The 14,634-nt window shown below is 53.6% G+C and carries 15 protein-coding genes; all 15 read left to right on the top strand.

Annotation, left to right across the window (positions count from 1 at the left end; all coding sequences use genetic code 11):
- Nucleotides 1-5: 5 nt before the first annotated feature.
- The 15 genes from KI215_RS09080 (at nt 6) to KI215_RS09010 (ending at nt 14,503) form a co-directional block, all read left to right on the top strand.
- Nucleotides 6-965, top strand: a complete 960-nt coding sequence (locus KI215_RS09080) for a bifunctional riboflavin kinase/FAD synthetase (RefSeq protein WP_212772442.1) — start codon at nt 6-8, stop codon at nt 963-965.
- 197 nt (nt 966-1,162) lie between these two features.
- Nucleotides 1,163-1,432 (top strand): 30S ribosomal protein S15, encoded by a 270-nt coding sequence (gene rpsO / locus KI215_RS09075; protein ID WP_212772441.1) that lies wholly within the window; start codon nt 1,163-1,165, stop codon nt 1,430-1,432.
- A gap of 123 nt (nt 1,433-1,555) precedes the next feature.
- Nucleotides 1,556-3,658 (top strand): polyribonucleotide nucleotidyltransferase, encoded by a 2,103-nt coding sequence (locus KI215_RS09070; RefSeq protein ID WP_212772440.1) that lies wholly within the window; start codon nt 1,556-1,558, stop codon nt 3,656-3,658.
- Nucleotides 3,659-3,817: 159 nt separating this feature from the next.
- Nucleotides 3,818-4,798 (top strand): polysaccharide deacetylase family protein, encoded by a 981-nt coding sequence (locus KI215_RS09065; protein WP_212772439.1) that lies wholly within the window; start codon nt 3,818-3,820, stop codon nt 4,796-4,798.
- 77 nt (nt 4,799-4,875) lie between these two features.
- Nucleotides 4,876-6,129 carry a M16 family metallopeptidase gene (locus KI215_RS09060; protein ID WP_212772438.1) on the top strand — a complete coding sequence of 418 codons (1,254 nt, stop codon included), beginning with the start codon at nt 4,876-4,878 and terminating at the stop codon, nt 6,127-6,129.
- Complete coding sequence (dut, locus tag KI215_RS09055; RefSeq protein WP_212772437.1) at nt 6,107-6,565, top strand: dUTP diphosphatase; 459 nt, start codon at nt 6,107-6,109, stop codon at nt 6,563-6,565. The genes KI215_RS09060 and dut overlap by 23 nt, the downstream gene beginning before the upstream one ends.
- Before the next feature lie 23 nt (nt 6,566-6,588).
- Nucleotides 6,589-6,762: an aspartyl-phosphate phosphatase Spo0E family protein gene (locus KI215_RS09050; RefSeq protein ID WP_212772436.1), complete on the top strand. Its 174-nt coding sequence runs from the start codon at nt 6,589-6,591 to the stop codon at nt 6,760-6,762.
- A 90-nt stretch (nt 6,763-6,852) separates the two neighbouring features.
- On the top strand, nt 6,853-7,122 hold the full coding sequence (locus KI215_RS09045) for a YlmC/YmxH family sporulation protein (RefSeq protein ID WP_212772435.1): 270 nt from the start codon (nt 6,853-6,855) through the stop codon (nt 7,120-7,122).
- A 110-nt stretch (nt 7,123-7,232) separates the two neighbouring features.
- Nucleotides 7,233-8,132 (top strand): dipicolinate synthase subunit DpsA, encoded by a 900-nt coding sequence (dpsA, locus tag KI215_RS09040; protein WP_212772434.1) that lies wholly within the window; start codon nt 7,233-7,235, stop codon nt 8,130-8,132.
- The gene (locus KI215_RS09035; protein ID WP_212772433.1) at nt 8,129-8,731 is read left to right on the top strand and encodes a dipicolinate synthase subunit B; all 603 of its coding nucleotides are present in this window, start codon (nt 8,129-8,131) and stop codon (nt 8,729-8,731) included. Before dpsA ends, KI215_RS09035 begins: the two co-directional genes overlap by 4 nt.
- 119 nt (nt 8,732-8,850) lie before the next feature.
- Nucleotides 8,851-9,888, top strand: coding sequence for an aspartate-semialdehyde dehydrogenase (locus tag KI215_RS09030; protein WP_212772432.1), 1,038 nt, complete (start codon nt 8,851-8,853; stop codon nt 9,886-9,888).
- Nucleotides 9,889-9,903: 15 nt separating this feature from the next.
- Entirely contained in the window at nt 9,904-11,142 is a 1,239-nt protein-coding gene (gene dapG / locus KI215_RS09025) for an aspartate kinase (protein WP_212772431.1), read from the top strand.
- A 13-nt stretch (nt 11,143-11,155) separates the two neighbouring features.
- On the top strand, nt 11,156-12,028 hold the full coding sequence (dapA, locus tag KI215_RS09020) for a 4-hydroxy-tetrahydrodipicolinate synthase (protein ID WP_212775139.1): 873 nt from the start codon (nt 11,156-11,158) through the stop codon (nt 12,026-12,028).
- 279 nt (nt 12,029-12,307) lie between these two features.
- Nucleotides 12,308-13,987, top strand: coding sequence for a ribonuclease J (locus tag KI215_RS09015; RefSeq protein WP_212772430.1), 1,680 nt, complete (start codon nt 12,308-12,310; stop codon nt 13,985-13,987).
- 216 nt (nt 13,988-14,203) lie between these two features.
- Nucleotides 14,204-14,503, top strand: a complete 300-nt coding sequence (locus tag KI215_RS09010; RefSeq protein WP_212772429.1) for a HesB/YadR/YfhF family protein — start codon at nt 14,204-14,206, stop codon at nt 14,501-14,503.
- The last annotated feature ends 131 nt before the right edge of the window (nt 14,504-14,634 follow it).

Here is a 14,634-nt window from a genome sequence, read left to right as displayed (position 1 = left end):
GCGACATGGAGACGATTCATCTGCGATTTCCGTTACAATCCAATGAGCCCGTGCCTCCGGTGGCGTTGGCGATCGGCTATTTTGACGGTGTCCATTTGGGACATCAAGCAGTGATTCGGCAAGCCCGACGGATGGCAAAAGAGCGGGGGATCCAAACAGCGGTGATGACGTTCCATCCCCATCCCAGGGAAGTGTTGGGCCTGGTCAAGATGTCCCGATACCTCACCCCCCTTCCGGAAAAGTTGGAGCAGTTTGCGCAACTGGGAGTGGACCGGACATATGTGATGAGGTTCGACCGGGATTTTGCTGGCCTTTCCAAAGAATCATTCGTGGAAGATGTGTTGATTCCTCTTCGCGTTCAGGCTGTGGCCGTCGGGTTCAATTTTCGGTTTGGCCATCGTGCACAAGGGTGCGCGCAAGATCTGGGCGTATTGGCAAAGGACCGATTTGTCGCCGAAGTGGTCATGCCGGTAGTGGATGAAGGCGTAACCGTCAGCAGTACGCGGTTGCGCCGTGCACTGGACGATGGGGAAATGGAGCTGGCCCATCGCATTCTGGGACGTCCCTATACTTTGAAGGGAACAGTGGTCCAAGGTGACCGGCGTGGGCGAACCATCGGCTTTCCGACGGCCAATGTGCAACCGGAGGGACCGTATCTGATCCCCAAAAACGGGGTTTATGTGGTGCAAGTGCGTCGGAATGGCCGGATCGATACAGGCGTGATGAACATCGGGACCCGTCCGACCTTTGACGATCCCGTTCCGCGGCACACTTTGGAAGTGCATCTGTTCGATGTGAACGAAGACCTGTACGGTCAAACGCTGGAAGTGGCATTCCTCCATTTTCTGCGGGAAGAAAAACGATTCGATTCCGTGGATGCATTGGTCAAACAGATTCAGGCGGACGTCGAACAGGCGCGCAACTGGTTGACAACACACGGATGGATCGGCCAACAGATGGGCTAAGGTGTGAAGTGATCCGGGAAACTGAGGCAAAAATTCATCTCAGGAGTACCATTTTGCATAGAACTTATGTTATACTGTTATTCGGCACTTCGAACGAATGGGTTCGATGTGACGACAGACCCTGGCGCGGGTGATCGAGTCACCTCGGCGATGACCTGGGCTATGGGCATACGCAATCACAAGGAGGTGAAACGGCGATGAGCTTGAGCCAAGAACGGAAGCGCGAAATCATCAACGAGTTCAAAACGCACGAGAACGACACCGGATCCCCGGAAGTGCAAATCGCCATTTTGACGAAGCGGATCAACGAACTCAACGAGCACCTGAAAAAGCACAAAAAAGACCACCATTCCCGTCGCGGACTCTTGAAAATGGTGGGGCATCGCCGGAACTTGCTCAACTACCTGAAAAAGAAAGACATTACGCGGTACCGTCAACTGATTGAAAAACTGGGATTGCGTCGGTGACAAAAAGCGGGGTATTCCCCGCTTTTTTCAGTAGATGCCCTCTAAAACCACCGGGGGCAGGAAATACTGGTTAAATGAAGAAATTTAGCAATGTGCTGTTTGAGAGGAGGATATTTACTCGTTATGGAACCTGCAAAATTTGAGACAGAATTGGCCGGCAGGCGACTTGTCCTGGAATTTGGCAGTTACGCCAATCAGGCCAATGGTTCGGTCCTGGTGCGATATGGAGATACAGTGGTCCTGGCGACGGCAGTAGCCTCCAAAGAACCAAGGGATACGGACTTTTTCCCGCTGACGGTCAACTACGAAGAGCGTTTGTACGCGGTTGGTAAGATACCCGGCGGATTCATCAAACGTGAAGGGCGGCCGAGCGAAAAAGCGGTGTTGGCCAGCCGGTTGATCGACCGTCCGATTCGTCCGCTGTTCCCTGACGGTTTCAGGAATGAGGTGCAAGTGGTTTGTTTGGTCCTGTCGGTCGATCAGGATTGTTCTTCCGAGATTGCCGCGATGATCGGAGCATCCGCCGCACTGTCTGTTTCCGACATCCCGTTTGACGGCCCGATCGCTGGCGTGATCGTCGGACGGGTGGATGGAAAACTGGTGATCAACCCGACGGTGGAGCAGATGGAAAAAAGTGACATGCATCTCGTGGTGGCCGGTACGAAAGACGCCATCAACATGGTGGAAGCCGGGTCCAACGAGGTGCCGGAGGAAGATATCCTGGAAGCGATTCTCTACGGTCATGAGACGGTACGTCGATTGGTCGAGTTTCAGGAGGAAATCGTGCGGGCAATCGGCAAGGAAAAAATGGTGCCCGAGCTGTACGAGGTGCCGGAAGAGCTGGAGCGCCGTGTCCGCGAGATGGCGACGGACCGTCTGATCCAGGCGGCACAAATCGTGGAAAAACAGGAACGGCAAAACGCGATCGACGCGATCAATCAGGAAGTGCTGGAGGCGCTTGCGGAGGAATATCCGGAGCAAGAAGCCGATATTCTGAATGTGCTGCATGACATCCTCAAAGAAGAAGTGCGCCGCATGATTCTCGAGGAAGGCAAACGGCCCGATGGACGGACCGCTGAAGAGATCCGGCCGCTATCCAGTGAGGTTCACATTTTGCCGCGCACGCACGGTTCTGGTCTGTTCCGGCGGGGTCAGACGCAAGTGCTCAGTGTGTGTACCCTGGGTGCACTGGGAGATGTGCAGATTTTGGACGGTTTGGATCTGGAGGAGTCCAAGCGGTTCATGCACCATTACAATTTCCCGCCTTTCAGTGTCGGCGAGGCACGACCGATCCGGGCGCCGGGACGGAGGGAAATCGGTCACGGTGCGTTGGGTGAACGCGCATTGGAACCTGTCATTCCGTCTGAGGACGAATTCCCGTACACCATCCGGCTGGTATCGGAAGTACTGGAGTCCAACGGTTCCACCTCCCAAGCCAGCATTTGTGCGTCCACGTTGGCGCTGATGGATGCGGGTGTGCCGATCAAGGCTCCGGTGGCCGGTATCGCGATGGGATTGGTCAAAGAGGGTGACCGGGTAGCGGTGCTGACCGACATTCAGGGTATGGAAGACCACTTGGGTGACATGGACTTCAAAGTGGCCGGCACGCGCAAAGGGGTCACCGCCCTGCAGATGGATATTAAAATCAAAGGCATCGACCGTGACATCTTGAAAGCAGCATTGGAACAGGCACGTAAAGCGCGGATGACGATTCTGGACAACATGGCACAAGCGATCGCAGAACCACGTCAGGAGTTGTCGCCTTACGCTCCGAAAATCTTGACGATGCGCATCCATCCGGACAAGATCCGCGACGTGATCGGACCGAGCGGTCGTGTGATCAACCGCATCATCGACGAAACGGGCGTCAAAATCGACATCGAGCAGGACGGCCGTATCTACATCGCTTCCACCGATCCAAAACAAAACGAAGCGGCCAAGAAAATCATCGAAGACCTGGTGCGCGAGGTGGAAGTGGGCGAAACGTATCTCGGCACGGTGAAGCGAGTGGAGAAGTACGGCGCCTTTGTCGAGGTCCTGCCGGGCAAGGAAGGGTTGGTCCATATCTCGCAACTGGCTGAAAATCGAGTGGCCAAAGTGTCGGATGTCGTGAAAGTGGGAGACACGATTCTGGTCAAGGTAACGGAGATCGACGACCAGGGACGGATCAATCTGTCGCGCAAAGCGGTATTGAAGGAGAAACCCAACATCAAGATCAAGAACTGAACAGGGTCCCGTTTCCCCGCCCGACGGGGCGGACCCGGAATTTTTCAAAAAAGAGTCAGAGCCGATCTGCCTCTTTTTTATTTGTTCGAGTACAAGCTCCGCATAGGGAACGGATCGCCTGCATACGTTAGTACCAGCCCGGATGGGAGGTGGCTAACGGTGAGGCGATGGACGGCCAAAGGAGCTTTTTTGTTGATCTGTCTGCCGGTGTTGTGGGGGTTGGTTTCAGCGGAACCCGTGGATTCTTATGTGAGCCAGATCAAGGAAAAGGCCGAGCCGGTTTGGAGTTTCGACGACCTGTATGCCCGGATCCGGCAGGAAGCGCAAAAACGGGGGGAATCGCCGATCGATGCCCGGATCGATCGGGTATGGAAAGCCATTCCGGGCTATGACGGGCTTCAAGTGGATGTGGAAGCCACCTACCGTTTGGCCAAGCGTAAAGGATGGACGGAGCCGAAACAGTGGATCTACCGGGTTGTGCCCGCCCGAGTGACGCTGGACGATCTGGGGCCCCACCCGATCTATCGCGGCAATGAACGAAAGCCCATGGCCGCGTTGATGATCAATGTGGCATGGGGGACGGAACATCTGCCCGCCATGTTGAATATCCTTCGGAAAGAGCGGGTCAAGGCGACGTTTTTCCTTGATGGATCGTGGTTGAAACGTCATCCGTCCAATGCAAAACGGTTGAAGGAGGCCGGACATGAGATCGGGAATCATGCCTATTCTCATCCGATGATGAGCCGTCTCTCGCGGGAGCGGATGCGATTCGAGATGAAAAAGACGGAGCAGTTGATCCGTCAGACGTTGGGGGTTCGGTCGCAATGGTTCGCACCGCCCGCCGGCGATTACAATCAGGCGGTCGTGGAAGAAGCCGCTCGCTTGCATATGAAAACGGTGTTGTGGACGGTGGACACGGTAGATTGGCGTCCCACTTCCACACCCGAATGGATGACGGCGCGTGTGAAGGCGGGGGCCTCCAACGGTGTGCTGGTGCTGATGCATCCCACCGACCGAACCGTTACAGCACTGCCTCAAATCATAAGCGTAATGAAGCATAATGGAATAAAACTGGGAACAGTCAGTGAAGTTTTGTCTTCCAGCAGGGTGGAATCGGTTGAGCCCGCTCCACCGTTTTGATATAGTAGGGATACTTCTCTCTCCAAAAGACGTTTTCTTCCAATCAACAGCAGATGCAGTCCATAAGGGGGATCAACGTGATCGTTCAACATACATTGCCCAACGGGGTTCGTGTCGTGGCCGAACAAATTCCGTACGTACGTTCTGTGGCGTTGGGGTTGTGGGTCGGCGCCGGTTCCCGTCACGAATCCGAAGAAGATAACGGAATATCCCACTTTATCGAGCACATGCTGTTTAAGGGAACCCGGAAACGGACAGCGCGTCAATTGGCCGAGGCGTTTGATGAGATCGGCGGACAGGTGAATGCCTTTACATCCAAGGAGATGACGTGCTATTACGCCAAAGTGTTGGATCAGCATTTTCCGATCGCGTTGGATATTTTGGCTGATATGTTTTTTGAATCAACGTTTGCCGAAGGGGAAATCGCCAAAGAACAAAAGGTGATCGTCGAAGAGATTCGGATGGTGGAGGACACCCCGGATGATCTGATCCATGATCTTTTGTCATCGGTTGCTCTGAAAAACCATCCGCTGGGTTATCCCATTCTGGGCAGTGAAAGCAACGTTCGTTCTTTTGATCGCGGACGTCTGTTGTCCTATCGTGATCGTTACTATCGGCCGGACAATTTGGTTATCGCCCTTGCAGGACATCTGCCGGATGATTTCATGTCATTGGTGGAATCTTATTTTGCGTCGTTTACAAGTGAACAGCCGGTGGAAGTGAAACAGACACCCTCGTTTTCTCATGAGGTGATCACCCGGCAAAAACAGACGGAACAAACCCATCTCTGTTTGGGATTGCCCGGTGTCTCATTGGCTGATGAGCGCATTTATCCTTTTATCCTTCTCAACAATATCCTCGGGGGCAACATGAGCTCCCGGCTATTCCAGGAAATACGGGAAGAGCGCGGGCTGGCCTATTCGGTTTACTCATATCATTCCGCGTATCGCGATTGCGGCTTGTTCGCTGTATATGCGGGAACGGCCCACGGGCAGGAAGAAGAAGTGACCGATCTGATTCTTCGTATACTGGAGGATGTTCGGGAAAACGGTGTGACAGAATCGGAGTTGAAAAAGGCCAAGGAACAGATGAAGGGAAGCATGATGTTGGGTCTGGAGAGCACCAGCAACCGGATGAGCCGGTTGGGTAAAAATGAGTTGCTTCTCGGTCGGCATCTTACATTAGATGAGATGGTGGCGCGCGTGGAAGATATCACCTTGGAGGACGTCCGCACCATTGCCCGCGAGATTTTCTCTCAGCCGCTGTCGATGGCCCTGATTTCCCCGTCCGGAAACATTCCCGCATCGTATGGGAGGGATCGACTTGTTTGAAGTGCGAATCCGCCAACTTCCCGGTTGCGAAGATTTGCCGCTGCCGGAAAAAATGTCGGAACAAGCCAGCGGTTTCGACCTCAGGGCGGCGGTAACGGAACCGCTGTTGATTGAGCCGGGGAAGTGGAAACTGATTCCTACCGGGATTGCGTTGGAAATGCCGCCCGGGTTGGAGGCACAGGTTCGGCCACGCAGCGGCTTGGCATTCAAAAAAGGAATCACGGTGCTGAATGCTCCGGGGACGATCGACGCCGATTACCGGGGAGAGCTGAGAATCATCTTGATCAACCTGGGGGAAGAAATCTTCACCATTGAACGCGGTGACCGGATTGCCCAGCTGGTCTTTCAGCAAGTGCCGCAAGTTCGGTTGATGCCGACGAGGGAGTTAAGCGAAACCGTCCGGGGCAGCGGTGGTTTCGGCCATACCGGAATCTGAAGAAAAATGCGGGGGGACAAACGATGGAACCGACGCGTTTGACCGTGTTGGAACAGGAAATGGAGCGGTTGCGGGGGGAATTGTACCAAACGGATACCGATCCGCGGCATTTGTCTGAAGCGACCCTACTGCCCATCAGCAAGAAACTGGACGCACTGATTGTTGAGTACTACAAGGAAAAGAAGAAACAAATGTGAGAGAAGGCACCCTGAAAAGGGTGCTTTTTTCATACCCGCTCGGACGAGGCGATACACTGTTAACAGAATGAAGAAAAAGGAGGAAGTGCGATGCGATGGAGCGAGCTGGCGGGAAAAGAGCTGATCGATTTGCAAAACGGGCAACGGTTGGGTGAATTGGGGCGGGCGGATCTGCTCATCGACCCGCAGACCGGAGAAATCGGATCACTGCTGTTTCCGGTGGGTCATTCGTGGTTTCAACGAAGGCAGGACATGTTGACCATTTCCTGGAGCAGGATTCGTAAGATCGGGCCGGATATGGTGATCGTCGATTCCGTTGGGGAACGAAACAGTTGGTATCCCGGCGAGAGAGGGCGGTAACCGATTCATTTACCCTGTCATATGATGGCATCATACAGCGGCGATTTCCTATTGGAAGGGTTCGTCTGGGGACGTCTCGTGAACGCTCCAAGGGAAAGGGGTCTTGGAGGATGCTGACAGGGAAACATGTCGCGTTCCTCGGCGGGGATGCCCGTCAGTTGGAAGTGATCAAAAGTTGTATTGAACTGAATGCCACAGTGAGTTTGATCGGGTTCGACAACCTGCAAAAGCCGTTTAGTGAAGCGAACCACCGCGAGTTGACCCATGAATTGCTGGAAACGGTGGACATATTGGTATTGCCGATTGTGGGAACGGATGAGCACGGACAGGTGGACAGTGTTTTCACCTCCAAAAAATTGGTCCTGACGGAAGAGCACATACAATCCCTGCACCGTAACGCTATCATCTACGCCGGCATGGCCAAACCGTACCTGCAGAATCTCTGTGCGGCTCATGGGATCCGTTTGATCGAACTGCTGAACCGGGACGATGTGGCCATCTACAACTCTATTCCGACAGTGGAAGGTGCACTGATGATGGCCATCCAAAACACCGACTTCACTATTCACGGTTCCAAGTCAATGGTGTTGGGGCTGGGACGCGTCGGGTTGACGCTGGCACGAACGTTGAGCGCGCTTGGTGCGAACACTCGGGTGGGTGTTCGACGGTCGGAGCATGTGGCCCGTGCAACAGAGATGGGATTGCAGCCTTTTTACTTATATGATTTGGCGCGGCAGGTGCATGATGTGGACTTATTGTTTAATACCATTCCCTCCTTGGTCGTGACGGCGCAAGTGATTGCGCGGATGCCGCATCACGCCGTCATCATCGACCTGGCGTCCAAACCCGGCGGCGTTGATTTCGGGTACGCGGATAAGAGGGGAATCAAAGCAATGCTGGCACCCAGTCTTCCCGGCATCGTGGCGCCCAAGACGGCAGGGCGGATACTGGCGCGAACAATGACCCGACTGATGATGGAGGACATAGGGACGGAAGAGGTGGAAATATGAACCTGCACGATACAACGATTGGATTTGCGTTGACCGGTTCTCACTGCACCCATGACGAAGTGTTGCCACAGATGAGACGACTCGTCCAACTGGGGGCGCGTGTCATCCCGATCATCTCCCATACGGTGGCTACGGTGGATAGCCGGTTCGGAACAGCGGAGGAATGGTTGCATCAGATCAAGGAGATCACGCCGGAACCGATCATATCCACCGTACCGGAAGCGGAGCCGATCGGGCCGAAGAAAATCTTGGATTGTCTCGTCATCGCACCCTGTACGGGCAACTCGCTGGCGAGATTGGCCAATGCATTGACGGATGGCCCCGTTTTGATGGCGGCCAAAGCCCAGATGCGCAATCAACGCCCCGTGGTGATCGCCATCTCCACCAATGATGCGTTGGGCTTGAATGCCGCCAACTTGGCAAAGTTGTTGGCTGCCAAAAATATATATTTCGTCCCATTCGGACAGGACGCACCTGAAAAAAAACCCAACTCGATGGTGGCCCGAATGGAGCTGATCCCCGAAACCTGCGCAGCCGCGATTCAGGGTCGGCAATTACAACCCTTAATAGTTGAAAAGTATCGCTACTTGACTTCATAATAGTACAAGAGGCTTGTGAAGCAAACGAATGTTTCTGGTTTGCGACGCCAGCATATACAAGGGTTCGCTGCTTGTGGAACCGCATCGAGGCGAAACAGGAAACAGGGGAGGAGATGCCGATGTCCGCACAAACGTATACGGTGGCCGTGGTCGGCGCAACGGGTGCGGTTGGAGAACAAATGATTAAAACCCTGGAGGAGAGAAACTTTCCGGTCGGGGAACTGAAACCGTTGGCATCCGCGCGGTCGGCCGGGACCACCGTTCGTTTCCGCGGTCAGGAGATCGTCGTTCAGGAAGCCACTCCGGAAGCGTTTGAAGGAGTGGATATTGCTTTGTTCAGCGCAGGCGGCGGTGTCAGCAAAGAATTGGCACCTGAGGCGGCCAAGCGCGGGGCAGTGGTGGTGGACAATTCGAGCGCCTTCCGCATGGAGCCGGATGTACCGTTGGTGGTGCCGGAAGTCAACCCGGAAGAAATCAAAAAACACAAAGGGATTATTGCCAACCCGAACTGTTCCACGATACAGATGGTGGTGGCGCTGAAGCCGTTGTACGACCGTTACGGAATCGAACGGATCATCGTTTCCACCTATCAAGCCGTTTCCGGCTCCGGTGCCAAAGCGATGGCTGAGCTGGAGGCACAAACGCGCGCTTATATGAACGGGGACGACATGCCGCTGAACGTGATGCCGGTCGCCAAATTGGATAAGCATTATCCGATTGCGTTCAACGTGATTCCGCAATGCGACGTGGCGCAGGAGAACGGGTACACGTTTGAGGAAATGAAAATGGTCAACGAAACCCGCAAGATTTTCGGGGATGAGACGATCGGGGTATCCGCCACATGCGTGCGCGTGCCGGTATTGAGTGGCCATAGTGAATCTGTCTACGTAGAGTTGAAATCCGATTACGATCTGGACGAAGTGCGGGAGCTGTTACAGAACGCACCGGGTGTGATTGTCCAAGACGACATTTTCCAACAGATCTATCCGATGCCGGCCAACGTGGCGGGTCGCACGGAAGTGTTTGTCGGCCGTATTCGTCGGGATTTGACCAATCCCCGCGGGCTCAACCTGTGGGTTGTGGCGGACAACTTGTTGAAGGGCGCGGCAACCAACGCAGTACAGATCGCGGAAAAATGGATCTCATTCAAGGCATGAAGAAGGGATCGGTCCATGAAGATTTTAGTACAAAAGTTTGGCGGCACTTCGTTGGCCACCTATGAGTTGCGCCAACGGGTGATTCACCATATTCGAAACGGGTTAAACGAAGGATATCAACTGGTCGTGGTCGTGTCGGCGATGGGACGCAAGGGGGATCCCTACGCGACCGACACCTTGTTGGATCTGATCAACCAAAACGGGCGTTCTCTCCAACCGAGAGAACGCGATTTATTGCTGAGTTGCGGAGAAATCATCTCCGCAACCACTTTGTCGAGCATGTTGCACCGGGAAGGGATCGATAATACAGTACTGACCGGTGGGCAAGCAGGAATCATTACCAATCATCAACATAACAACGCACAAATCATCACGATCAATCCCAGCCGTATCCACCAAGAACTGAAGAAGGGGAAAGTGGTCATCGTCGCCGGTTTTCAAGGAAAAACCACAGACGGTGAAATCACCACGCTAGGACGCGGCGGGAGCGATACGACGGCCACCGCCCTGGGTGTTGCACTGGGAGCGGAAATGGTGGATATCTTCACCGACGTGGACGGAATCATGACGGCTGATCCGCGGATCGTGGAAGATGCGGTTCCGTTGGAAACCGTCACCTATACGGAAATGTGCAATCTGGCGTTCCAGGGAGCCAAGGTGATTCACCCCCGTGCGGTGGAAATCGCCATGCAGACCAACGTACCGATTCGTGTCCGCTCGACGATGACGGACAATCCGGGGACACTTGTCACCAGTACCTCGGAAGTGACACGTCTGGCCGGGGAAGTGCAGGATCGTCTGATCACCGGCATTACACAAGTGCCCAATGTCACGCAGATCAAAGTGAAAGCCAAGGAAGGGCAATACGATTTTCAGCTCAAGGTGTTCAAGGCGATGGCCGAAAACGGCATCAGCGTCGATTTCATCAACGTCAATCCGAGCGGCGTTGCCTACACCGTTTTTGATGAATTGGCGGATCGGGCCGAAGAAATTCTCCGATCCCTCGGCTTCGAACCGGAGTTGCACCGTCATTGTGCCAAGGTCTCTGCGGTTGGAGCTGGCATCGCCGGTGTGCCGGGTGCGATGGCCAAGATGGTGGAGGCGTTGACGGAAGAAGATATTCAAATTTTGCAGTCCGCCGATTCGCATACTACTTTGTGGGTGTTGGTGCGCGGGGAGGATATGGTGAAGGCTGTTCGGGCATTGCACCGCAAATTCGAGCTGCACAACATCCACTATCAGACGGCGGAGTGAACGGGGAGGGAAGATCGTGAAATTCGGTCGATTGCTGACAGCCATGATCACGCCGTTCACCTCGGAAGGAACCATTGATTGGCCGAAGGTGTCGGCGTTGATCGATCATTTGATCGCTACAGGAACGGAGACGATCGTCGTCGCGGGAACGACGGGAGAATCGCCCACCCTCTCCCACGACGAGAAATTGGAGCTTTTCCGCCGTACGGTTCAACATGCGGCCGGCAGAGTCAAAGTGATGGCCAGTACGGGCAGCAACAACACGGCGGCTTCCGTTGCATTGACGCGAGAAGCCGAACAAATGGGCGTCGACGGTGTCATGTTGGTGGCACCGTACTACAACAAACCGTCCCAGGAAGGACTGTATCGGCATTTCCGGACGGTGGCTGAGTCCACATCCCTTCCGGTGATGGTGTACAACATTCCGGGCCGCACCGGAGTAAATTTAACTGTGGAAACCATGGCCCGCTTGGCCGAGATCGATAATATTGTCGCTTTCAAGGAGGCAAGCGGCAGTGTCATCCAGGCCGGAAAATTGGCTGACCGCGTACCTGAAGGGGTAGCGGTATACAGTGGTGATGACGCACTCACCTTGCCGACGTTGGCTGTGGGTGGCCACGGGATCGTCAGTGTAGCCAGTCATTTGGTCGGCTCCGGTATGCAGAAAATGATGCAATCGTATTTTGCGGGTGATGTGCAGACCGCGGCCAAACTGCATGCGCGGTATCTGCCGCTGTTTGAGGGTCTGTTCATGGCCCCCAATCCGGTGCCGGTTAAATATGCCCTGTCGCTAAAAGGATTGTGCGAACCGTACGTTCGGCTGCCGCTGGTTGAGCTGGATGAAGAACAAAAAGAAAAAGTGAAGGCATTAGTTGAGGCATTGTAAGCCTCGGTAATGTTGTGTTGAGGGGGGCCCGGTTACGGGCCCCTGTCTGTTGTAATACGAGGAAAGCCGGATAACTTCATCTCGAACATCCTTCTCTCTTAAAAAACGTGGTTCGTAACAGGGATGTCCCCGATTTCGGGGGGCTTTTGTCTGTTTGCAAAAAGTCGACTCAAATTTTTCTTCCCTTTCTTGCCAGAGGGTTTTCCATTCGTGTATAATAACATTAAGTGACTTGTGCGGTTTCGGGTGAGCTACAACTGAATACAGGAGGTTACGTTTTTGACTAAGCACAACCTACGAGGCAAATTGACCATTTTTGCACTCGGTGGGTTGGATGAAATCGGGAAAAACATGTACGTGGTACAGTACGGGGACGATATCGTCGTCATCGATGCCGGACTGATGTTTCCTGAAGAAGACATGCTCGGCATCGATGTGGTGATTCCGGATATCACGTATCTGTTGGAAAATCGTGAGAAAGTACGCGGGATAATCATTACACACGGACACGAGGATCATATTGGCGCATTGCCTTACATTCTACGCTATCTGAACGTACCGGTTTTCGGAACCAAGTTGACTTTGGGCCTGATCGAACACAAATTGCGGGAAGCGCATCTATTGAACGAGACGAAACGAGTATTGATCAACAACCGCTCGGAGATCAAGCTTGGTTCGATGAAAGCGACGTTTTTCCGGACCAATCACAGCATTCCGGACTCGGTCGGCGTCTGCTTGGAAACACCGGAGGGGATCGTGGTACACACCGGTGATTTCAAGTTCGACATGACGCCGGTAAACGGCCAGACGGCAGACTTGCACAAAATGGCGGAGATCGGAAAAAGAGGTGTGTTGTGTCTGCTGTCGGACAGTACCAATGCTGAACGTCCGGGATTCACCGGATCGGAAAAAAGCGTGGGCGAATCAATCGAGGAAGTGTTTCGAAAAGCGAAGCAACGGATTATCGTCGCTACATTCGCTTCCAATATCCACCGTATCCAGCAAGTTGTGGATGCGTGCTACAACAACGGTCGCAAGCTGGCTGTCGTGGGTCGGAGCATGGTCAACGTCGTCAATATCGGTATGGAACTCGGATATCTGCGGGTTCCGTCCGATTTGTTGATCGATCCGGATGATATCGGTCGGTTGCCCGCCAACCGGGTGGCGGTAATCTCCACCGGAAGCCAGGGTGAACCGATGTCCGCTCTGACACGCATGGCGCACGCTTCCCACAGGAAGGTGGAAGTGCTTCCAGGCGATACCGTCATCATCGCAGCCACACCGATTCCGGGAAACGAGAAATTCGTCGCACGTACGGTAGACCAATTGTTCCGAATCGGAGCAGATGTGGTGTACAACGCCAATACGCCAAAAGGGGTTCACGTGTCCGGTCATGGTCACCAAGAAGATCTGAAACTGATGCTCAATCTGATTCGTCCCAAGTACTTCATCCCGATTCATGGTGAGTACCGCATGTTGCGGGCTCACGCCCAACTCGCCGAATCCGTTGGAGTGAAACCGGAAAACATCTTTATTTGCGATAATGGCGACACTGTTGAAATATCCAATGGAAAAGCTCGTTACGGCCCGAAGATTCCCACCGGCAATATACTGATTGACGGCTTGGGGGTCGGAGACGTCGGTAATATCGTTTTAAGAGACCGCAAACTGTTGTCACAAGATGGAATTTTAGTGGTTGTAGTCACCCTTAGCAAAACCAATGGGGCCATCTTGTCCGGGCCCGATATCATCTCGCGCGGTTTTGTCTACGTGCGCGAATCGGAACAACTAATGGAAGAAGCCAACCGCATCGTCACGCAGACGATGGAAAAGTGTGTCAAAGACCGCGTCAGTGAATGGGCTTCTCTGAAAACCAGCATCCGGGATAGCCTGAGTCGATTCCTGTACGAACGGACGCGGCGTCGGCCGATGATTTTGCCGATTATCATGGAAGTGTGATCTAGAGCCGAGAACCCTTGTTAGAAAAGGGCTCTCGGCTCTCATCCTTTTTGGCGGCAACAATCCTTCGAGTTGAATCCCTCCCAGTAGAGTGGAAAGGTTCCTGGTTTCACTGTAAGATGGAGAAGGCACCCGAGTAGCGATTTATAAAAAAATCAGGCCGCCCTCTTATGTTGTAGGCGGCGTCGGGAATTTGAAGCATTGCAGGTGAGAAAGATGAAATTGGAGATTACCCCACAGGCACTGGATTGGTTTCGTCGAGAACTGTCGCTGAAAGAAGGGGATACGGTTCGATTGCTGATACACTATCAGGAACAAGAGTCGAATTGTTTTGCGGGTACGGGTTTTTCGATGCGGTTTTCATTGGAGAAACCAAGGAAGATCGGTGTCATTGCCGAGGTAGAGGGTATCATGTTTTTCATCGATGATGACGAACTGTTGTACTATCCTGATTTTGACCAACTGGTGATCCGGTATGACCGTGGAGAGGACAGGATTGTCTATCAGATGGACTAGGGCGTGTTTGGTGAATACTCTCCACATTGCAGTTGGAGGTTACTCCTTTTTTTCTTTCCGACCCGATAACCCATGTGGCCATTGCGCATACTAACGAAAACTGTCGAGGAGGATGCGTGATGGAACAGGAC

This window comes from Polycladomyces abyssicola (genome assembly GCF_018326425.1).
Classification (GTDB): Bacteria; Bacillota; Bacilli; order Thermoactinomycetales; family JIR-001; genus Polycladomyces; species Polycladomyces abyssicola.
This window is presented reverse-complemented; position numbering and strand designations above follow the sequence as displayed.

Coding starts and splice junctions, on each gene's coding strand:
- KI215_RS09080 (WP_212772442.1), top strand. CDS start 6: ATGGAGACGATTCATCTGCGATTTCCGTTACAATCCAATGAGCCCGTG.
- rpsO (WP_212772441.1), top strand. CDS start 1,163: ATGAGCTTGAGCCAAGAACGGAAGCGCGAAATCATCAACGAGTTCAAA.
- KI215_RS09070 (WP_212772440.1), top strand. CDS start 1,556: ATGGAACCTGCAAAATTTGAGACAGAATTGGCCGGCAGGCGACTTGTC.
- dut (WP_212772437.1), top strand. CDS start 6,107: ATGGGAGGGATCGACTTGTTTGAAGTGCGAATCCGCCAACTTCCCGGT.
- KI215_RS09050 (WP_212772436.1), top strand. CDS start 6,589: ATGGAACCGACGCGTTTGACCGTGTTGGAACAGGAAATGGAGCGGTTG.
- KI215_RS09045 (WP_212772435.1), top strand. CDS start 6,853: ATGCGATGGAGCGAGCTGGCGGGAAAAGAGCTGATCGATTTGCAAAAC.
- dpsA (WP_212772434.1), top strand. CDS start 7,233: ATGCTGACAGGGAAACATGTCGCGTTCCTCGGCGGGGATGCCCGTCAG.
- KI215_RS09035 (WP_212772433.1), top strand. CDS start 8,129: ATGAACCTGCACGATACAACGATTGGATTTGCGTTGACCGGTTCTCAC.
- KI215_RS09030 (WP_212772432.1), top strand. CDS start 8,851: ATGTCCGCACAAACGTATACGGTGGCCGTGGTCGGCGCAACGGGTGCG.
- dapG (WP_212772431.1), top strand. CDS start 9,904: ATGAAGATTTTAGTACAAAAGTTTGGCGGCACTTCGTTGGCCACCTAT.
- KI215_RS09010 (WP_212772429.1), top strand. CDS start 14,204: ATGAAATTGGAGATTACCCCACAGGCACTGGATTGGTTTCGTCGAGAA.